This window comes from Proteus sp. MB838, from assembly GCF_054767435.1.
The window spans coordinates 1-19,668 of the sequence record NZ_BAABMO010000001.1; the positions used below are offsets into that span (position 1 = coordinate 1).

Annotated in this window: 18 protein-coding genes and 1 tRNA gene; 11 read left to right on the forward strand and 8 right to left on the reverse strand. The window is 38.2% G+C overall.

Annotated elements, in window-relative coordinates; translation table 11 throughout:
* Nucleotides 1-527: 527 nt before the first annotated feature.
* Both ACYUCW_RS00005 and ACYUCW_RS00010 read right to left on the reverse strand, forming a co-directional pair.
* Nucleotides 528-2,171 carry a ShlB/FhaC/HecB family hemolysin secretion/activation protein gene (locus tag ACYUCW_RS00005; protein WP_460408012.1) on the reverse strand — a complete coding sequence of 548 codons (1,644 nt, stop codon included), beginning with the start codon at nt 2,169-2,171 and terminating at the stop codon, nt 528-530.
* A gap of 264 nt (nt 2,172-2,435) precedes the next feature.
* Nucleotides 2,436-2,512: transfer RNA gene (locus ACYUCW_RS00010), tRNA-Pro, on the reverse strand.
* A 299-nt stretch (nt 2,513-2,811) separates the two neighbouring features.
* On the opposite strand from ACYUCW_RS00010, the gene ACYUCW_RS00015 reads away from it, so the two are divergent.
* A complete protein-coding gene (locus ACYUCW_RS00015) occupies nt 2,812-3,114 on the forward strand; it encodes a DUF5339 family protein (protein ID WP_004246838.1) in 303 nt (100 codons plus the stop codon).
* 57 nt (nt 3,115-3,171) lie between these two features.
* On the opposite strand, the gene ACYUCW_RS00020 is transcribed toward ACYUCW_RS00015, so the two are convergent.
* Entirely contained in the window at nt 3,172-3,501 is a 330-nt protein-coding gene (locus ACYUCW_RS00020) for a YceK/YidQ family lipoprotein (RefSeq protein WP_004246836.1), read from the reverse strand.
* A gap of 378 nt (nt 3,502-3,879) precedes the next feature.
* Here ACYUCW_RS00020 and ACYUCW_RS00025 point away from each other — a divergent pair, with 378 nt between their 5' ends.
* Nucleotides 3,880-5,538 (forward strand): putative transporter, encoded by a 1,659-nt coding sequence (locus tag ACYUCW_RS00025; RefSeq protein ID WP_004249096.1) that lies wholly within the window; start codon nt 3,880-3,882, stop codon nt 5,536-5,538.
* Between the two features lie 272 nt (nt 5,539-5,810).
* Here ACYUCW_RS00025 and ACYUCW_RS00030 read toward each other — a convergent pair whose 3' ends face one another.
* On the reverse strand, nt 5,811-7,064 hold the full coding sequence (locus tag ACYUCW_RS00030; protein ID WP_036908872.1) for a valine--pyruvate transaminase: 1,254 nt from the start codon (nt 7,062-7,064) through the stop codon (nt 5,811-5,813).
* Nucleotides 7,065-7,236: 172 nt separating this feature from the next.
* Complete coding sequence (locus tag ACYUCW_RS00035) at nt 7,237-7,818, reverse strand: DNA-3-methyladenine glycosylase I (RefSeq protein WP_004246833.1); 582 nt, start codon at nt 7,816-7,818, stop codon at nt 7,237-7,239.
* A gap of 250 nt (nt 7,819-8,068) precedes the next feature.
* Here ACYUCW_RS00035 and glyQ point away from each other — a divergent pair, with 250 nt between their 5' ends.
* From glyQ to ACYUCW_RS00055, 4 genes are all read left to right on the forward strand, one after another.
* Nucleotides 8,069-8,974, forward strand: a complete 906-nt coding sequence (gene glyQ, locus ACYUCW_RS00040; protein WP_004246832.1) for a glycine--tRNA ligase subunit alpha — start codon at nt 8,069-8,071, stop codon at nt 8,972-8,974.
* Nucleotides 8,975-8,983: 9 nt separating this feature from the next.
* Nucleotides 8,984-11,056, forward strand: a complete 2,073-nt coding sequence (glyS, locus tag ACYUCW_RS00045; protein ID WP_004249094.1) for a glycine--tRNA ligase subunit beta — start codon at nt 8,984-8,986, stop codon at nt 11,054-11,056.
* Nucleotides 11,057-11,217: 161 nt separating this feature from the next.
* Nucleotides 11,218-11,604, forward strand: coding sequence for a type II toxin-antitoxin system RelE/ParE family toxin (locus ACYUCW_RS00050; protein ID WP_004249093.1), 387 nt, complete (start codon nt 11,218-11,220; stop codon nt 11,602-11,604).
* The gene (locus ACYUCW_RS00055; protein WP_004246828.1) at nt 11,597-11,917 is read left to right on the forward strand and encodes a helix-turn-helix domain-containing protein; all 321 of its coding nucleotides are present in this window, start codon (nt 11,597-11,599) and stop codon (nt 11,915-11,917) included. Before ACYUCW_RS00050 ends, ACYUCW_RS00055 begins: the two co-directional genes overlap by 8 nt.
* Nucleotides 11,918-11,965: 48 nt before the next feature.
* Here the strand turns inward: ACYUCW_RS00055 and ACYUCW_RS00060 are convergent, their stop codons facing one another.
* The 3 genes from ACYUCW_RS00060 to ACYUCW_RS00070 all read right to left on the reverse strand — a co-directional run bounded on the left by ACYUCW_RS00060 (nt 11,966) and on the right by ACYUCW_RS00070 (nt 14,778).
* Complete coding sequence (locus ACYUCW_RS00060; RefSeq protein ID WP_004246827.1) at nt 11,966-12,400, reverse strand: hypothetical protein; 435 nt, start codon at nt 12,398-12,400, stop codon at nt 11,966-11,968.
* Nucleotides 12,393-13,277 (reverse strand): endonuclease/exonuclease/phosphatase family protein, encoded by an 885-nt coding sequence (locus tag ACYUCW_RS00065; RefSeq protein ID WP_004249091.1) that lies wholly within the window; start codon nt 13,275-13,277, stop codon nt 12,393-12,395. Before ACYUCW_RS00065 ends, ACYUCW_RS00060 begins: the two co-directional genes overlap by 8 nt.
* Nucleotides 13,278-13,491: 214 nt before the next feature.
* Nucleotides 13,492-14,778 carry a DUF3748 domain-containing protein gene (locus tag ACYUCW_RS00070; protein WP_004249090.1) on the reverse strand — a complete coding sequence of 429 codons (1,287 nt, stop codon included), beginning with the start codon at nt 14,776-14,778 and terminating at the stop codon, nt 13,492-13,494.
* Between the two features lie 136 nt (nt 14,779-14,914).
* On the opposite strand from ACYUCW_RS00070, the gene ACYUCW_RS00075 reads away from it, so the two are divergent.
* From ACYUCW_RS00075 to trmH, 5 genes are all read left to right on the forward strand, one after another.
* The gene (locus tag ACYUCW_RS00075) at nt 14,915-15,532 is read left to right on the forward strand and encodes a trimeric intracellular cation channel family protein (RefSeq protein WP_004246822.1); all 618 of its coding nucleotides are present in this window, start codon (nt 14,915-14,917) and stop codon (nt 15,530-15,532) included.
* 301 nt (nt 15,533-15,833) lie between these two features.
* Entirely contained in the window at nt 15,834-16,457 is a 624-nt protein-coding gene (gene gmk / locus ACYUCW_RS00080; RefSeq protein WP_004246821.1) for a guanylate kinase, read from the forward strand.
* A gap of 54 nt (nt 16,458-16,511) precedes the next feature.
* A complete protein-coding gene (gene rpoZ / locus ACYUCW_RS00085; protein ID WP_004246820.1) occupies nt 16,512-16,787 on the forward strand; it encodes a DNA-directed RNA polymerase subunit omega in 276 nt (91 codons plus the stop codon).
* 29 nt (nt 16,788-16,816) lie between these two features.
* Nucleotides 16,817-18,946, forward strand: coding sequence for a bifunctional GTP diphosphokinase/guanosine-3',5'-bis pyrophosphate 3'-pyrophosphohydrolase (gene spoT, locus ACYUCW_RS00090; RefSeq protein WP_060555746.1), 2,130 nt, complete (start codon nt 16,817-16,819; stop codon nt 18,944-18,946).
* Between the two features lie 2 nt (nt 18,947-18,948).
* Nucleotides 18,949-19,668 (forward strand): tRNA (guanosine(18)-2'-O)-methyltransferase TrmH, encoded by a 720-nt coding sequence (gene trmH / locus ACYUCW_RS00095; protein WP_004246818.1) that lies wholly within the window; start codon nt 18,949-18,951, stop codon nt 19,666-19,668.

A 19,668-nucleotide genomic window follows, 5' to 3' on the forward strand; every position in this document is an offset into this window, starting at 1 on the left:
TCTCATCATTATTCTCCGTCATTATTCTGTTGTGTTTTTTGGTTTCCTGTTTAAAAACGGAATACCTTTTTATTTTGTCATTGTTCAATTAACCAACTGTATTCGTTTCCGTCAATAAGGGGCTTTACGCCAAAATGAACAAGTTGCAAACATAAACGAAACAAATACCAAACAATTACAGGATAAAAATTGGACAAATTGATTTAATGGTAGAGAATTAAACCACACATTAAGTAAGTCTTAAGTTAAATGACTATTTAAAAAAAACGATATTTTGTGATTGAACGCTTAAATATTAAACGAATATATTGAAATGAAACAAAGAAGTGGGTGGTTTATTCTGTTAGTAGCGAAGAATAACACCAGTATATAGAAGATAATCAGCGCAATACTCCGTTAATCCAAAGAGAGAAAAATACCTTTTTCTCTCTTTGACTACTAGTATGCTATATAAGCCAATAATCTATAGTTATTTATTAAATAATTTATAAAAACAGTAGTAAAAAATATAAAATAAATCACCATAATCAGAAGTTAAATTGGGTATTAAAATTAAACTGCGATCCTGTTGCTTCTCGACTAGAAGGGGCTGATAACGGTATGCTCCATACTAACTGATAACTTAGTTTCTTAAAGCTACCTTCTAATCCTATTGCCGCACCAACTAAATATTTATTTTTATTATAAAAAATTTTTTTTCTATCTTCTGAAACGGAACCATAATCTATGGCGGAAAATAGCATTTGGTTATTCAAGGGTGTAAGCCAAGTAACTTTATGTCGGGAAACAAACTGATTGGCATCAGAATAACCTTTGCCGGACTCAAAACCATACACGCTATACAGACCACCAATGGTTGCTTTATCAAGTAATCCATCAATATCTGAGCGAGTCAGTTGAAATATCATTTCTGGTTGATAAAAAAATTGCTGTGAAGTGATTTTAAAAGGAATTAATGCATCAAAATTAAGATTAAAAATGGGTACACCATTAAGGGAATCTATCGGTGATAGTCTTGCGCCAGGAATAAAAACACTCTGCTTATAATGAAGTTTAGCATTAAGGTAACCCCCTCTCATAAAGCGATAATTTTGCTCAATACCCGCATTAACATAAGGACTGCGACGCTCATGGACTGATAAGCGATAGCCTGACACTTCATTGCGATAAGTGTAATATTGTATTCCACCACTTAAAGTCACCGTACGCTGTGTTGAAGGTCTAAATTGGCGCTGGATCTCAAAAGAAAGAAGCTGTTGACGCGTTTTTTGTAACTCTTTTGTCACTTCAGAGACTCTCATTTTTGAACCAATATCATAACCAAATAATGTCGCACGCCAATAATGATAAGGTACTTGCCATAAAAAGATCTGCTTTTTGATGCCTCTTGATTTTAAGGTATCGAGTTGACTTGAAAGAATAACCATTAAAGTATCATTAAGTTGCGCTAGATTACCAAAGCTTAGCCTTGTAGTACCAAATAGATCTCCGTAAATTTTCTGCTCCTTATTATCAATCGATACCGAGCCTGCCATTGTCCTTTTTCCCACTTGAGAAAGAGAAATAATTGACTCATGTTCTTTTGACGAGGGTTCTATCTGAATTTTGACATTACTATTAGGACGGGATCTGAAATTGTCAGCCCCCTGTTCAATATCTTTAACGTTTAAAACATCACCTTTTTTGACAGGCACTGCCTGTGAAATCAAATAGCGTTTATCTGTCGGGGCTTCGGAAACAATGTCTTGCACTCTCCCGACATTTAATGTGATATCCAATACCTCGTCATCGGCATAAAGATCAACTTTACCCACCTCACTGGTCACATAACCTGCATCATAAAGCAGCGCATTCAGAATATTGATATCTTGTTCTAACAATGCCTGTGACTGACAATGCCCAACTAATTCAGCTTGCCATTTTGCCACTTGGCGTTGCAGTGATGGGGAAGAAAACTCATCGAGATGATGGAGTTTTACCTGTTTGATTGAAAAACAATGCACAGAAGGTGTGATAAATTCCCTTTTATTTTGTGGTGCTAAGTTCACTAAAGAGACATTGTCATTTTGTTGTAGTAATTGATCTCTAAGTTGTGTTTCTGTCGGTAAATCTACTGGTACAGGGGGATCGATATGACTTTCATTCGCTACAGAAAAAAAGCACAACACCATAAAATACAATAGATTAAAATAGACAACTCAATACGCATTCAATTTACACTCTTATCACCGGAAATAGGAGTGCTATGTATATGTAAAGAGAAACAAAAAAGATTTATAAAAACCGTCTTTTTACTCTGACTTACCTACACAGTTACCAATAATGCAACTATGTCGACTTATCAGATCAGAGAGTAAAAAATCATAAGCGATTATTTATAAAGAGATGCCTTAAAACGACAAAACCCCGCTTTAAAAAAGCGGGGTTTCTAAATATGGTCGGCGAGAGAGGATTCGAACCTCCGACCCACTGGTCCCAAACCAGTTGCGCTACCAGGCTGCGCTACTCGCCGAAAACGAGGTGCATCTTACTGCCAGAAAGCCAAAGCGTCAATACTTTTTTCTTATCTCCCAACTGTTCGTATGGTTTTCAACCAAAACGACTGATTTTTAACTTTTTATTAGCACTATTGCTGAAATTAACCGCATCATAAACCCTACTTTTACTTAAGTTATATGAAACAGCTATTTTTCTTTACAGTTATCAGAAAACATCATGAAAAATGACAAATTTATTCTTTATTGTTATCGTTTATTTCATGCACTTTTTATATAATTACCCTATGTCAAATCAGTTAGGTAAATTTAGAGCATGAAATCACGTTGGGGCATTAGCACATTACTTTTATTCGTCACCACATTTTCAGTCCAAGCGGCTACATCACAAACTTGTCGGGTTTACTTTAAAGAAGCCGATAAATTCTTACAATATATTGCTACTAGAGATGACTTAAAACAGAACATGCCTGAAATAAAAGGTAATTTTGAACAAAATAAAAAGTTGATCAGTTCTTCCACCCTAAAAGAGCAAAAAGCAATTTGTGAAAAAGGAATGCAAGAGCTTGATAACCTTAACAAGATGTTTGGTCCAAAAGAAGCTACAGCAAAAAAATAAATATAAATAATGACTAAATAATAAATAAGTGATTATATTTAGTCTTATTTATAATAATTAGGTTTTATTTCCAGTATTAAGTGTATCATTAGTGCTACCTAATTTTTTTATCCTTTCTTTAGGTGAATTATCACTGTTGTCATCATGTTGTGTATAATAATCATAAGGAAGCAATAAAGTATCTAATAACGCACTAAAAGGAAGATCAAGAATAACTAACGGTTTCATTGCCCACCCTGTTTCATCATCAGAAAGCATATTAACGTTATTTTTTGTTCCTGAATAAAGCTCGTTATTAGGGCCTGCATGCGTCATAACACTTGAGCACCCTGTCAGTGATAGCATAAACGTCGCTAGTATTAACTTGTTAATGATTATGGATCTCATAGAGCACCTATAAAAAGCCGTTAGGGTTAAACACCTTTATTACATAGTTAAACCTGTTTTCCTTGTTAGGACAAGAAAAAGAAGATCTAAGGGGTTTATTTTTAATAACACAGGTAATTAATTTAATCTAAAAATAAACTCATTTTATATAATAATTCTGATGTTATAAATTATTATGTTTCACTGATATTAAAATTCAACCCTATTCATTTTAAATAAATATTTTAACTGAATATTTATCTTTTTTATTTTTTTGATCGTTATATATGCTGAATTTGTGCAATAAGACACAGCGTTTTTTTATCTTTTTGGCAAACTAGATGTATCGTTTTAGCTAGTAAGTTACTTGGCTATTTCACTTGGCATAGGATCTGTTTTATGAGTGATATTGCATTAACAATGGTGATGTTGTCATTAGCAGGCGCCTTAGGACTTTGGATAGGTAACGTTAAAATCTATCGGGTCAGTTTAGGAATTGGCGGAGTGCTGTTTGGAGGGATTATTGTCGGCCATTTAGCTCAACGTTATGGACTGGTGCTCAACACACAGATACTCCATTTTATTCAAGAATTCGGCCTTATCCTCTTTGTATATACCATTGGTATCCAAGTCGGCCCCGGTTTTTTCTCTTCTTTACGTGTATCTGGGCTTAAGCTCAATGCCTTTGCCATTTTGATTATTTTACTTGGTTCACTAGTAACAGCCTTTATTTATCACTTATTTAATGTGCCACTCCCCATTATTCTTGGCATTTTTTCTGGTGCGGTAACGAACACGCCTTCATTAGGTGCAGGGCAACAAATCCTCACCGACCTTAATATTGATCCAGCCATAATCAGTCAAATGGGAATGGGATATGCTATGGCTTACCCCATGGGAATTTGTGGCATTCTTTTGGTCATGTGGTTTATTCGCGTGCTATTTAAAATCAATATAGAGCGAGAAGCAAAACACTTTAACCATCAGCAAAACAGCACTAAAGAGACACTGCATACCATTAACATTGCCATTCGCAATCCCAATTTAGATGGCTTATTAATGCAAGATATCCCACTACTCAATGAAGATGCCCTTGTCTGTTCACGTTTGAAACGTGGCGACGATATTATGGTTCCGATGCCTTCCACTATTATTCAGTTAGGCGATTTACTGCATATTGTCGGCTCAAGAGAAGATCTCAATAAGGTTCGCCTTATTTTAGGCGAAGAAGTAGATGCTTCACTTTCTACCTCAACCCATCAATTACAATCTGTGCGCATTGTTGTCACGAATGACGCAGTATTGAGTAAACGATTAAAAGATCTCGATTTAAAAAGAAAATATGATGTTGTTATCACACGATTAAATCGAGCTGGAATTGAATTAATTCCTAGTAATAACAGTATGCTACAGTTTGGCGATATTTTAAATGTTGTGGGTAGACCTGGGGCCATAGAAGCAATTACGGTACTTTTGGGTAATGCACGACAAAAATTAGAACAAGTACAGATGTTGCCTGTTTTTATTGGCATTGGTTTAGGGGTTTTATTAGGCTCTATCCCTATTTTTATTCCGGGGATCCCTGTTGCACTAAAATTAGGCCTTGCTGGCGGGCCGCTGATCGTGGCCTTGATTTTAGGCCGTATTGGTACTTTCGGGAAACTCTATTGGTTTATGCCCCCAAGTGCTAATCTTGCACTACGTGAACTCGGGATCGTCATGTTTTTAGCTGTGGTTGGCCTTAATTCCGGTGGCGAGTTTATTGATACCTTAATATATGGACAAGGGTTAAGTTGGATTGGCTATGGTATCGCGATCACACTACTCCCATTATTGATAGTCGGTATAATGGCTCGTCTCGTTTTTAAGTTAAATTACCTTACCCTATGTGGCGTACTTGCAGGCTCGATGACTGATCCTCCCGCTCTAGCATTCGCTAATTCTATTCATCAAAATAGCGGTGCTGCCGCACTTTCTTATGCCACGGTTTATCCTTTAGCTATGTTTTTACGTATCATCACGCCACAACTAATGGCACTGATTATTTGGGCTTTGTAGCGAATTTAATAGATATATTAAATGGTTGCAGTCAATTTGTTATCAAATGCTTAATTTCACTTTACAGAAGGATAATAAAGGGCTTAAAAGGGGCTTATTTAAGCCATCGATTTTATTATTATCTGTTTTAATAGCGCTCGTGCTAAGAAATTTAGATTGAGACGGATTGCTAACTTTTAGTAATCAATTTCTTTCCGTCAAACTTATGCTCAAAAGTCCTCGTTATTGTCTTTGCCCCTTCTTCTCGCTGAAGGGGCATTTTTATTACTTATTTATTCTGGCGATAAGCATCGTTCTATCTCTTCCGATAGGATCTTTATTCCTTTTTCAATTAATGCAGGCTCTGGTACATAATTCATTCGCATACATTGATGTGCATGTTGCCACGACTCTTCTAAGCCTGGAAAGAAATAGTGACCAGGAACCATCAATACACCACGTTTTTTTAAACGCCGATAGAGTTCTTCACTTGAGATTGGTAAATCTTTAAACCAAAGCCACAAGAAAATAGCCCCTTCCGGTTTATGGATAAGGCAACGCTCTTTAGGTAGATAGCGACGAATAATATCAATAGTTTCAAGTACTCGTTGATGATAAAAAGATCTAATTATCTCTTGGGATAATCGCATTAAATCATCACGTTTGAGCATTTCTAATGCCATCGCAGGGCCAATACCTCCAGGGGCAAGACTAATAATGCCATTCACATTCGTGATTGCAGTAATAAGCTCTTCATTAGCGATAATAATGCCACAACGAGCCCCCGGTAATCCTAGCTTAGAGAGGCTCATACAAAGAATGGTGTTGTCATTCCAGTGGGGAGTTGCTTGGGAAAAAATAATCCCCGGAAAGGGCACGCCGTAAGCATTATCAATAATCAGTGGGATATCATGTTTTTTCGCTAAGGCATCCAGCTTTTTTACTTCATCATCAGTGATCACATTACCTGTTGGATTTGTTGGTCTAGAAACACAAATAGCACCAATATCATCACCTATCGTTAAATGTTCAAAATCTACATGATATTTAAATTGTCCATCAGGTAGCATTTCAATAGTGGGTTTATTCGCAACAAACAAATCTTCTTCTAATCCGGCATCGGCATATCCAATATATTCCGGAGCGATGGGAAAAAGAATTTTGCGCTTTTTACCCTCAGCAGATTGGCCACCGAGTAAATTAAAAAGATAAAAGAAAGCACTTTGACTGCCGTTAGTAAGCGCAATATTTTTAGCGGAAATATTCCATCCTAATTTTTCTTTTAAACAAATAGCCAAGGCGTTGAGCATCGCATCTTTACCTTGTGGCCCATCGTAATTACATACGGCATCACTTAATGAGCCATTATTCACCATCTCTTGTAATAATTGGTGAAAATAGCTGTCCATCTCAGGAATATGGGCAGGATTTCCTCCTCCTAACATCACCGCTTCTGGTGTACGTATTCCTTCATTTAAGTCTTGCATCAAGCGAGAAATACCTGAGTGGCGAGCAAATTTTTGCCCAAATCGTGATAGTTGAGTCATCTTTGCAGGATCTTCTTTGTCGTTTTTCATTAGATAAACACCATACCGTGAGCCGGACTCAGCATCAACCGTTAACAGATGTATACTTAAATATCAACACCAACCTTAAAACCAATATTGAAATATAAATTCAGTTTTAAATCCAATTAAAGATAACTAAACTAGTATTCTTCTATTTAATACTACTTTCCGGCTGAGATTGCCGGCAAAAACAACAGAGTATATGATCGTTAACCATGCCTACTGCTTGCATAAATGCATAACAGGTGGTAGTACCAACAAATTTAAACCCTTTTTTCTTTAACGCCTTAGCCATATCATCTGAAATTTCAGTAAAAGCAGGAACCTGTGAAATAGTCTGCCACTGGTTATCAATGGGTTTTCCATCAACAAATTGCCAAATAAATTCACTGAAATCTTCACCCTGAGCTTCCATCGCTAAAAAGGCACGCGCATTATTGATAATGGCGTTAATTTTGCCACGATGACGAATAATAGACGGATCTTGTAGTAGTGTTTCCACATCTTTTTCAGTCATTAGTGCTATTTTTTCAGGACGAAAATCAAAAAAGCAACGACGAAATCCCGCTCTTTTCTTTAATACGGTATACCACGACAAACCTGCCTGTTGTCCTTCAAGGCAGATCATCTCAAAAAGTTTGTATTTATCTCGCTGTGGTTTTCCCCATTCATTATCATGGTATGCGAGATATTCAGGATCTTGAGTTACCCAATCACAACGTTGTTTATTCATTTGCTACATTCCTTGTTCTTTATAGGTGTTATTCATACAATTGATATCGCTCTTTATATACTGTATAAAAACACATGTAAATAGACTAAGAAAAAATCATTCTGGCTATTTGAGCATAGTCATAACAACGATTAAGGCACTATTTTTTTGATCAAGAGAAAATTGCCCGTATTCCTTGCTGTATATCTTTCGTCTAGAAGGTATACTGAAACCTTTCTTTTTATTCTATGTATCGCCATGCGGATATAACATGCAAAAGTTTGATACCAAAACCTTTCAGGGGCTGATCCTGACATTACAGGATTATTGGGCTCGTCAGGGCTGTACCATTGTTCAACCATTAGATATGGAAGTAGGAGCAGGTACCTCACACCCAATGACCTGTTTACGAGCATTAGGTCCAGAGCCTATTGCAGCGGCTTATGTTCAACCATCACGCCGTCCAACTGACGGACGTTACGGTGAAAACCCTAACCGTCTACAGCACTATTACCAATTCCAAGTTATCATCAAGCCATCACCGGATAACATCCAAGAGCTTTATCTTGGCTCTTTAAGAGAATTAGGATTAGATCCTACTATCCATGATATTCGTTTTGTTGAAGATAACTGGGAAAACCCAACATTAGGTGCTTGGGGATTAGGCTGGGAAGTTTGGCTCAACGGCATGGAAGTGACGCAATTTACCTATTTCCAACAAGTTGGCGGATTAGAGTGTAAACCCGTCACTGGCGAAATTACTTACGGTTTAGAGCGTCTGGCAATGTACATTCAAGGCGTTGATAGCGTTTATGACTTAGTTTGGTGTGATGGCCCACTAGGTAAAACCACCTACGGCGATATTTATCACCAAAATGAAGTGGAACAATCAACTTATAACTTTGAATATGCAGATGTTGACTTCTTATTCTCTTGTTTCGAACAATATGAAAAAGAAGCTCGTGAGTTGTTAGAGTTAGAAAAACCTCTGCCTTTACCTGCTTACGAACGTATCTTAAAAGCAGGTCACACTTTTAACTTATTGGATGCACGTAAAGCGATTTCTGTTACAGAGCGTCAACGCTATATTTTACGTATCCGTACTTTAACCAAAGCCGTCGCTGAAGCTTATTATGCTTCCCGTGAGGCGCTTGGTTTCCCTATGTGTAAAAAGTAAGAGGCTATTATGACAACTGAGACTTTCCTTGTGGAAATCGGCACAGAAGAGTTACCGCCGAAAGCGCTTCGTTCTTTAGCCGAATCTTTTGCGACCCATTTTACGGCTGAACTGGATAACGCCAATATTACTCATGGTGATGTATCTTGGTTTGCCGCTCCTCGTCGTTTAGCCATCAAAGTGGCGAATATGGCGAAATCTCAAGCAGATAGGATCGTTGAAAAACGAGGCCCTGCTATAGCGCAAGCATTTGATGCTGAAGGTAAGCCAACTAAAGCCGCAGAAGGTTGGGCTAGAGGTAACGGCATCACTGTTGACCAAGCGGAACGTTTATCAACGGATAAAGGTGAATGGCTCTTTTATCGTGCTGAAGTTAAAGGCGAAGCCGTTAACCAACTACTGGCTGGTATGGTAAGCAATGCACTGGCAAAACTGCCTATCCCTAAATTAATGCGTTGGGGTGATAAAGAAACGCATTTTGTGCGTCCAGTGCATACTGTTACTTTATTATTGGGTGATACCCTCATTGACGGTGAAATCTTAGGTGTACAAAGCGCTCGTATTATTCGTGGCCACCGTTTTATGGGTGAAGCTGAATTTACTATCGATAATGCAGACCAGTACCCTGAAATCCTTTATGAACGTGGTAAGGTCATTGCCGATTACGAAAACCGTAAATCCATCATTCTTCATGATGCACGTCTTGCGGCTGAAAAACTAGGTGGTGTCGCTGATTTAAGTGACAGCCTAGTTGAAGAAGTCACTTCATTAGTTGAATGGCCTGTGGTGTTAACGGCAAAATTTGAGGAAAAATTCCTTGAAGTTCCGGCTGAAGCATTGGTTTACACCATGAAAGGCGATCAGAAATATTTTCCTGTTTACGATAAACAAGGTGCGCTATTACCTCACTTTATTTTCGTTTCTAACATTGAATCCTCTGATCCTCAACAGATAATCAGTGGTAACGAAAAAGTGGTTCGCCCTCGTTTAGCGGATGCGGAATTCTTCTTTAAAACTGACCGAAAACAGCGTTTAGAAGATAACTTACCACGCCTTGAAACTGTTCTTTTCCAAAAAGATTTAGGCTCTCTACGCGACAAAACAGACCGTATTCAAGCTCTCGCCGGTTTTATTGCTGAGAAAATGGGTGCTGATGTCAATAAAGCAACACGTGCTGGTTTATTATCAAAATGTGACTTAATGACCAATATGGTGTTTGAATTCACCGATACCCAAGGGGTTATGGGGATGCATTATGCTCGCCATGATGGTGAAGATGAAGAAGTTGCTGTCGCATTAAAAGAGCAATATCAACCACGTTTTGCAGGTGATGCACTACCATCTAATCCAGTAGCAAGTGCTGTCGCTATAGCAGAAAAAATGGATACGCTGGCAGGTATCTTTGGTATTGGTCAACATCCTAAAGGGGATAAAGATCCTTTCGCTTTACGTCGTGCTGCCCTTGGTGTGCTACGTATTATTGTTGAACAAGATTTACCATTAGATATTGAAGAATTAACCCAAGAAGCGGCTCGCCTATATGGTGACAAACTGACGAACAAAAATGTCGTCAGTGATGTCGTAGAGTTTATGCTAGGTCGTTTCCGTGCTTGGTATCAAGAGCTGGGTTATAGTATTGATACTATTCAAGCGGTATTAGCGCGCCGCCCAACACAACCTGCTGACTTTAACGCTCGTGTAAAAGCCGTTACTTACTTCCGAACCTTAGAAGAAGCAGCTGCATTAGCCGAAGCCAATAAACGTGTTTCTAATATCTTAGCAAAATCAGCAGATGTTAAGCTCAACGATAAAGTATTAGCCTCGGTGCTAAAAGCGCCTGAAGAAGTTCAGCTAGCGGCTAATCTTTCTGTGCTACAAGATAAGCTAGCCCCTCTATTTGCTGAACGTAAATACCAAGAAGCATTAGTTGAACTCGCCTCTTTACGCGATGTTGTGAATAACTTCTTTGATAAAGTGATGGTAATGGATAAAGACGAAGAAATTCGTGTCAACCGTTTAACCATGCTACATGAATTACGCGAGTTGTTCTTAAAAGTCGCTGATATTTCTGTTTTACAATAAGTTATAAAACTTAGCCATACAACAACATAAAACCGGCATTGCGAAAGCAGTGCCGGTTTTTTTACTTAAAATTAAAATAAAAAACGATTAAAAAATACCCATTTACATTCTATGATTGAGTGATAAAATTTACTATAGTAAAAACTACCACAGAGGACGTGATGGTTATTTATAAAACAAAGATGTTCAAAAATAGTTTCAAAAAAATAACGCTTACGAATGCAGAACTAATCGCTATCGCTACCGAAGTCCTTGCAGGACAATTTGAGGCAGATCTAGGTGGTGGTGTTATCAAGAAACGTGCCTGTATCCAAGGAAAAGGTAAAAGTAGCGGAATTAGAACAATTATATTTTATAAGCAAGGGAATAATTTATTCTTTGCTGATGGTTGGAAAAAATCGAGTTTAAGCTCTAAAAAAACCAAAGAGATCACAGATGATGAACTTGAGTCCTATAAAGATCTAGCAAAAGATCTCTTCAATGCAAATCAAAATAAAATAGATAAAATGATTGCACTAGGCCTTTTAACAGAGGTTAAATATGACTGATAAAATGAAAGAAATGCTAAAATTTGCACAAGAAATGGAAGATGCAGGAGTCACTGATGGCAGTACAACTAAACGAATTGCCGCCAGAATAAAAGCGAAAGAATTACAAGCTAAGTATAAACATCCTACCCCTATGACAGGTGAAGATATAAAAAGGATCCGTGAGCAAAATAATATCTCTCAATCTTCCCTTGCTTTGATATTGAATATGACTAAAGAAAGCGTTTCTAAGTGGGAAAGAAACGAAATTAAGCCCAATGGTGCAGCACTACGACTTCTGCATTTAATAGATAAAAAAATATTATTCATCTAGTTTCCTCAAAAGAATAAAAACCGGCATTGCGAAAGCAGTGCCGGTTTTTTATTGGTGATTAATCAATTTATTATAAATAGTATGATGAGTAAGTTCGATGATCCTGATAGACTCATTATCAATAATATTAACAATAATATGTAATAAATTTTCAATATCTTCTGCGTGAAAAGATTCTATTTCCGTTTCTATCTCAATAGGAAAGCCATTTATTTTACTAAAGCTATAACCAAATAGTATAAAACCACCCTCTTTACTTAAATCAGCATTATTAATATAAACAAGGCGCTCACTATTTATAAAATGAATATTACTTTTATTATTATCTTCAAATGATACCTTAACTTTATTATTGGTGATCACTTCTAGCTTTTTGACCACTGCACTGATTTTATCTTCTATCTTACTTCGTAGATCAATAATAAAAGATGCTCTATTGAGTGAAGCTTTTATTTTTTCGAATATCTTATGTTCATCATTCATGGAAGATCCTACAAAATATGGGGTAATGATCAAATTTTTTAAAAAAGATATCATCAAGGCAGTGATTATCATCATTTAGGACGCGATAAAAATCAAGCTGTTCAAGATCTAATTTAAAACAATCTTCTTTTCCATATAAAAATGATGAAGAAAAAATCATTTGATCAAACACATACCAACGATTAATAGATGCGGAATTATAATAATATGTACCTAAATTATTAGTCTTCTTATCAGATAAGAGATACCAAAATGGGTTAAATAATAGTTTTCTTTTCTTTTTTATTAAATGATAATCTCTTGTCGCATACAATATATTAAGCATCGCATTAGAATAAGGCTCTGTATTATAATCCCCCATACAAATAAACTGAACATCATCTCCATTATTTTCAAAGAGTTTATTAATACTACTTCTTAATCCTGCAGCTGCCACTTCTCGAGTTGTATCATTAGCACTTAATATTGATGGCCAATGTGATAAAAAAAGGGTGATTATTTTTTGATGTTCGATTTCTTTAAATACAACAGCAACGCCTACCCTTACCATTCTATTATCAGGCTGGAGTTTAGTTAAAAACTTACTTGAAATAAACTCTAGTTTATTCATTTGATATATTAATGATATATCAATAATAATTCGTCCTATTTTCCCTGAGAGATCGATATAACCCATTTTTAATTGAGTTGCCAACTGCTTAAAAGCGTAGCCTTCATTTTCAGAAACCTCACTCAACGCAATGATATCAAGTGTTTTTTTAATGATAAGTTCTTCAAGATATTTTTTCGCTAAGCCAACTTTTTCAGTCTTGACGTTCTGTTTTGATTTTGTCGGTGGAGATATTCCTATATTCCACCAGCATAAATTTAATTCCATTGTTATATTTTATATCCATTAAAATATATTTAATTTTTAATCACTAATAACTATTATTAAAACAATAAGTTAACTTTAACATGATAATTAGCTTTATAAAAACCAATAAAATGAATCAAGACAAATAAATATTTTAATTTTTATTTGAATAATATGTATATTAATAATAGAAAAGGTAACATCAAAATCAGTTACCTTTCACAATAAAAAAACGTTATAACCCACTTTCTACCGTAAATATTTGCCGATAACCATCAATATCACGCATAAAAGCAATATACTGATCATTAGGTGAAAATACGACTGCGTCACCACTTGGTGCTTGTGCTGTTTTATCAGTTAATCGCGTTAATTCACCTGTTTTAGCATTACATAACATCACACTATTATCACAAATAAAGGTGAGATATTCTCCGCTATGGCTCCAAGTGAATGCAGATTGAATATCCCATTGCTGTAAAGTGACCTGTCTAATCGCTTTGGTAGTTGGCGAAACGGTATATAGCTGGACAACACCATCATCATCTTTCATCAGAAAAGCAATCGCATCTCCTTGCGGTGAACTTCTTAACCAATGACGAGGTTGATTTAAAACACCGGGATATTTTCTATGGTGGGTATTCGTCAAGCGAATTTGTTCAATCCCTTGTGCAGGAGCTGGCATCGTCGTCTCTGTTCCTGCCAGAGGTTTATCACCTTCTAGACTGAAAGCATGATCATCATCTGGCAAATCAACTAAGAAGATATCAGCGACCTTCTCACCACTTTCACTGACCGTATCACCAATAAAAGCAATAGCCCAACGCTGTTGTGAGCCATCAGCTTTGGTATAACCTTGTTTACCTATCCAACACTCTTCATAGGCTTTATTAATTTCATCACTGCCCTTTTGTGGATAAGCGACTGTTTGGCTTATTAGGGTACAGAAATATTCACCGTCATACTCACGGGGGTGCTTTTTCGCAACTTTAACGGCTTTGAGTGGCACTGCGATTGCAACATTACGTTGATCGAACTCGCGCCCTAACTCATGCATTATGTGATCATTATAAGTAAAGCTTAAACGTGTACCATCAGGGCTAAACACATGCACATGGGTTCCACCACGTAACGCGCCAGCTTGATAAGGCGATGTCAGGGAACAAGCATCGATATTAACTGCACCAAGATCTTCCTGCTCATTAACAATCACACCGCGACGGTGATGAAAATCATAATGCCATAAATCATCGGGATTTTCTGGGCCATGAATAAAAGCATAACGTACCGGTGCCACAGGGCTGATTGTGGCAACCCCAACATGAGCGCCTTGAGTGGCGGTGTAAATTATCTGTTGCTGTTTTGTTTTCGCATGAATTTTTTCTATGGTTAATCCTGTAAAAGATCCACCATTGGGACGTACATCATAAACTAACCACTGGCTATCTGGTGTCCAAACATTTATATTGGTTAACTGATGATGACGACTATCAAATGTAATCTGTTGTTCCTGAAAAGACATAGTTATCCTTATCGGGAAATAAATTTCCACATTATAAAAACTAATTGATTTTACCTGGCACTAAAAAAACTCAGTCGAGACTTTTTCGCAAGGTGATTACTCTACCCTCACTAAACAGTCAAAAAATTAAAAAATCATGTTACTTAGTGTTCTTTATATTATTGGTATTACCGCAGAAGCCATGACAGGGGCTCTTGCCGCTGGTCGCCGTAAAATGGATGTTTTTGGCGTTATCATCATTGCATCAGCCACTGCTATTGGTGGTGGTTCAGTAAGAGATATTCTTCTTGGTCACTACCCTTTAGGTTGGGTCAAACACCCTGAGTATATTGTCACAGTAGCTTGTGCTGCGGTGATCACTATTTGGGTCGCCCCCATGATGAAACACCTACGACGATTATTTCTCATTTTAGACTCCATCGGATTGATGGTTTTTTCTATTATCGGTGCCCAAATTGCACTCGATATGGAATATGGTCCTATTATTGCTGCCATTGCAGCCGTGATCACCGGCGCTTTTGGTGGCGTTTTACGTGATATGCTGTGTAATACCATTCCCCTCGTCTTCCAAAAAGAGATCTATGCGGGTGTCGCATTTGGTGCCGCTTGGCTCTACATGGGATTACTGTTTTACACGCCACTCCCTAAAGATGTCGTGATTATTATTACGCTTGTTGCCGGACTCACGGCTCGGCTACTCGCTATCCGCTATAAGCTTGGCTTACCCGTATTTAATTATGAAAATCAAGATTAGCGAAACGGAGTAATAACAACAGCAATTATTGTAGATTCTGTGGGGTATCTCAAAGTATCATCTCTTTTCTCGATGATGATAAAAGGCAATTCCTATCACTGAGACGTTATTTGTATGTTAATATTGGGCTTACTCAATTTTTCTCTTATTTCAAAACAAAAAAATAGCTGAATTAAGAAAAAAATAGCCCTGTATTAAACAAGGGCACTGTATGTGCTTCGAGGTATGTGTATACTATAGGGGGATTTGCTCCCTAGACATACATTTATATTAATTCTCCAGTCAAATTCAGAAAGTCATCATGATCCAAGGAACACTTTATATTGTTTCCGCTCCAAGCGGTGCGGGTAAATCAAGTCTTATTCAGGCTTTATTAAAAACACAGCCTTTATATGACACACAGGTTTCTGTCTCTCATACTACCCGCCCAATGAGACCAGGAGAAAACCATGGTGAGCATTACTTCTTTGTCACTGAAGAAGAATTTAAAAGTATGATAGCAAGTGGAGATTTTATCGAACACGCTTGTGTGTTTGGTAACTATTACGGTACATCGGGTAAAGTTATCAAACAGATCTTAGCCAGTGGCGTTGATGTCTTTTTAGATATCGATTGGCAAGGTGCGCAGCAGGTACGTAAAAAGATGCCTGAAGCTCGCAGTATTTTTATTCTGCCACCGTCTAAAGAAGAGCTTTACCGCCGACTTCGCGGGCGTGGGCAAGATAGTGAAGAAGTGATTGCTAAACGTATGTCACAAGCTGTGTCTGAAATGGAACATTTTAATGAGTATGACTATTTGCTCATCAATGATGATTTCAATACTGCGCTTGCTGATTTACAATCAATCATTCGCTCAGAAAAATTACGCCTTGATCGTCAAACACTACGACATGGTGATTTAATCAGCAAATTATTGGCAGACTGAGATAAGTTTCAGTATTATGCCCAGTCATTTCGTTAATGGTGGAGTAACACAAATATGGCACGCGTAACCGTTCAAGACGCTGTAGAGAAAATTGGTAACCGTTTTGACCTCGTTCTGGTCGCAGCACGTCGTGCGCGCCAGTTACAAGTTGGCGCTAAAGATCCTTTAGTACCAGAAGAAAATGATAAAATGACGGTTATCGCACTACGCGAAATCGAAGAAGGTTTGATTAACGGTAAAATTCTTGATGCTCGTGAACGTCAAGAGCAGCAAGAGCAAGAAGCCGCAGAATTACAAGCGGTTTCAGCGATTGCGGAAGGTCGTCGTTAATCGTCTCATAAAATAGGGGTAGGTCTGCCTTGTACCTGTTTGAAAGCCTGAATCAAATCGTTCAAAAATACTTGCCACCTGAGCAAGTTGAACAACTCAAAAAAGCCTTTATCGTCGCCAGAGATGCCCACGAGGGACAGACTCGTTCAAGTGGTGAGCCTTATATTACTCACCCTGTGGCGGTTGCCTGTATTCTTGCCGATATGCGATTAGATCATCAAACGCTAATGGCGGCATTGTTGCATGATGTCATTGAAGATACACCTGCGACATTTAAAGATATCGAAACTCTGTTTGGCAGTACGGTGGCAGATCTGGTTGAAGGCGTCTCAAAACTGGATAAATTAAAGTTTCGAGATAAAAAAGAGGCTCAGGCTGAAAACTTTCGCAAAATGATCATGGCGATGGTAAAAGACATTCGCGTTATTTTGATCAAATTGGCAGACCGAACTCACAATATGCGCACGCTGGGTTCACTACGCCCAGATAAACGTCGCCGTATTGCACGCGAAACGCTGGAAATTTATAGTCCTCTTGCTCACCGTTTAGGTATACACCATATTAAAACTGAGCTAGAAGAATTAGGCTTTGAGGCTCTGCATCCTAATCGCTACCGCGTGATTAAAGAAGTTGTTAAGGCAGCTCGTGGTAACCGTAAAGAGATGATTAATAAAATCCTCTCTGAAATTGAAGGGCGCCTTACAGAAGCGAGTATTCAATGCAAAGTTAACGGTCGCGAAAAACACCTTTATTCCATTTATCGTAAAATGTTGCTAAAAGAGCAACGTTTTCACTCAATTATGGATATTTATGCCTTTCGCGTCATCGTTAAAGATGTCGATACCTGCTATCGCGTGTTAGGCCAAATGCATAGCCTTTATAAACCTCGCCCTGGCCGCGTTAAAGACTATATTGCTATCCCCAAAGCTAATGGTTATCAATCCCTTCACACTTCGCTCATTGGTCCTCATGGTGTCCCTGTTGAAGTACAAATTCGCACCGAAGATATGGATCAAATGGCTGAAATGGGCGTTGCGGCCCATTGGGCTTATAAAGAGCAAGGTGAGCAGCCGGGGACAACAGCCCAAGTCAGAGCACAACGTTGGATGCAAAGTTTACTTGAATTGCAACAAAGTGCAGGTAGCTCTTTTGAATTTATCGAAAACGTGAAATCAGACCTTTTTCCTGATGAAATTTACGTTTTCACCCCAGAAGGTCGCATTGTTGAATTACCAACGGGTGCGACTCCGGTTGATTTTGCTTACGCCGTTCATACTGATATTGGTCATGCTTGTGTCGGTGCAAGGGTTGATAGACAACCTTATCCACTCTCACAATCCTTACGTACCGGACAGACCGTTGAAATCATTACTGCGCCGGGTGCAAGACCGAATGCGGCTTGGTTAAACTTTGTCGTCAGTTCAAGAGCTCGTTCAAAGATAAGACAGTTGCTCAAAAATCTAAAACGTGAAGACTCTATTAATTTAGGTCGTCGTCTACTTAATCACGCTTTAGGCCATCATAAAGTGGCAGATATTCCGCTAGAAAATATTGAACGAGAGTTGAAGCGCATGAAGCTTCACTCAATGGACGATATTATGGCTGAGATAGGTTTAGGTAATGCGATGAGTGTTGTCGTGGCGCGTAACTTATTGATTGACAACCAACAACAACAAGAAGAACACACACATCTAAGCATAACCAATGACGAAACACCTAAATTACCTATTAAAGGGGCTGATGGTGTACTTATCTCATTTGCTAAATGTTGTCGCCCTATTCCTGGTGATCCTATTGTTGCGCACATTAGCCCTGGTAAAGGCTTAGTTATTCACCACGAATCTTGTCGTAATATTCGCGGTTATCAAAAAGAGCCAGAAAAATTCATGCCAGTTGAGTGGGATAAAGATATTGATGGTGATTTTATTACCGAAATCAAAGTCGATATGATAAACCATCAAGGTGCATTAGCGAATTTAACCGCAGCAATTAATGACGCTAATTCAAGCATTCAGAGCATGAATACCGAAGAGAAAGATGGACGCGTCTATTGTGCATTTATTCGACTGACAGCCAAAGATCGCATCCAATTAGCCAATATTATGCGTAAACTTCGTATCATGCCTGATGTATTACGTGTCAGCCGTAATAAAAACTAATTATGAATCCAACACGCTATGCCCGCATCTGCCAAATGATGGCGATGCGGCAACCTGATCTCACTGTTTGCCTTGAAGAAGTGCATAAATCTCATAATGTTGCTGCTGTAATACGCACTGCGGACGCGGTGGGGATCCCTAAAATCCATGCTATCTGGCCTGAAGAAAAAATGCGTATGCTGGTTTCTCCCGCAGCGGGCAGTAATAGCTGGGTAAATGTTAACACTCATCCAACCATTGCCGACGCCATCAACACTTTTCGTGCACAGGGCATGCAAGTTCTTGCGACCCATCTCTCAGATAAAGCGGTTGATTTTCGTGAGATTGATTACACACAACCAACCTGTATTATTATGGGGCAAGAAAAAACCGGTATATCACCAGAAGCTATCGCGCTGGCGGATCAAGATATCATTGTACCGATGATGGGTATGGTGCAATCTTTGAATGTTTCTGTGGCGAGTGCATTAATTTTATATGAAGCACAACGCCAACGTCAGGCGGCGGGCATGTATAATCGAACCGAAAGTGCATTAACTGCAGAAGAGCAACAAATTTTACTCTTTGAAGGTGGCTATCCAGTACTTGCTGAAGTTTCTCGTCGTAAAGGACTGCCTCGCCCTTATATTAATGATCGTGGTGAAATTGAAGCACCGGACTCATGGTGGGCAGAAATGCAAATGACACAAAAACAACTTAGGAAATTTAAACTGACGGAGTAA

Coding starts and splice junctions, on each gene's coding strand:
- ACYUCW_RS00005 (WP_460408012.1), bottom strand. CDS start 2,171: ATGGTGTTGTGCTTTTTTTCTGTAGCGAATGAAAGTCATATCGATCCC.
- ACYUCW_RS00015 (WP_004246838.1), top strand. CDS start 2,812: ATGAAATCACGTTGGGGCATTAGCACATTACTTTTATTCGTCACCACA.
- ACYUCW_RS00020 (WP_004246836.1), bottom strand. CDS start 3,501: ATGAGATCCATAATCATTAACAAGTTAATACTAGCGACGTTTATGCTA.
- ACYUCW_RS00025 (WP_004249096.1), top strand. CDS start 3,880: ATGAGTGATATTGCATTAACAATGGTGATGTTGTCATTAGCAGGCGCC.
- ACYUCW_RS00030 (WP_036908872.1), bottom strand. CDS start 7,064: ATGACTCAACTATCACGATTTGGGCAAAAATTTGCTCGCCACTCAGGT.
- ACYUCW_RS00035 (WP_004246833.1), bottom strand. CDS start 7,818: ATGAATAAACAACGTTGTGATTGGGTAACTCAAGATCCTGAATATCTC.
- glyQ (WP_004246832.1), top strand. CDS start 8,069: ATGCAAAAGTTTGATACCAAAACCTTTCAGGGGCTGATCCTGACATTA.
- glyS (WP_004249094.1), top strand. CDS start 8,984: ATGACAACTGAGACTTTCCTTGTGGAAATCGGCACAGAAGAGTTACCG.
- ACYUCW_RS00050 (WP_004249093.1), top strand. CDS start 11,218: ATGGTTATTTATAAAACAAAGATGTTCAAAAATAGTTTCAAAAAAATA.
- ACYUCW_RS00055 (WP_004246828.1), top strand. CDS start 11,597: ATGACTGATAAAATGAAAGAAATGCTAAAATTTGCACAAGAAATGGAA.
- ACYUCW_RS00060 (WP_004246827.1), bottom strand. CDS start 12,400: ATGAATGATGAACATAAGATATTCGAAAAAATAAAAGCTTCACTCAAT.
- ACYUCW_RS00065 (WP_004249091.1), bottom strand. CDS start 13,277: ATGGAATTAAATTTATGCTGGTGGAATATAGGAATATCTCCACCGACA.
- ACYUCW_RS00070 (WP_004249090.1), bottom strand. CDS start 14,778: ATGTCTTTTCAGGAACAACAGATTACATTTGATAGTCGTCATCATCAG.
- ACYUCW_RS00075 (WP_004246822.1), top strand. CDS start 14,915: ATGTTACTTAGTGTTCTTTATATTATTGGTATTACCGCAGAAGCCATG.
- gmk (WP_004246821.1), top strand. CDS start 15,834: ATGATCCAAGGAACACTTTATATTGTTTCCGCTCCAAGCGGTGCGGGT.
- rpoZ (WP_004246820.1), top strand. CDS start 16,512: ATGGCACGCGTAACCGTTCAAGACGCTGTAGAGAAAATTGGTAACCGT.
- trmH (WP_004246818.1), top strand. CDS start 18,949: ATGAATCCAACACGCTATGCCCGCATCTGCCAAATGATGGCGATGCGG.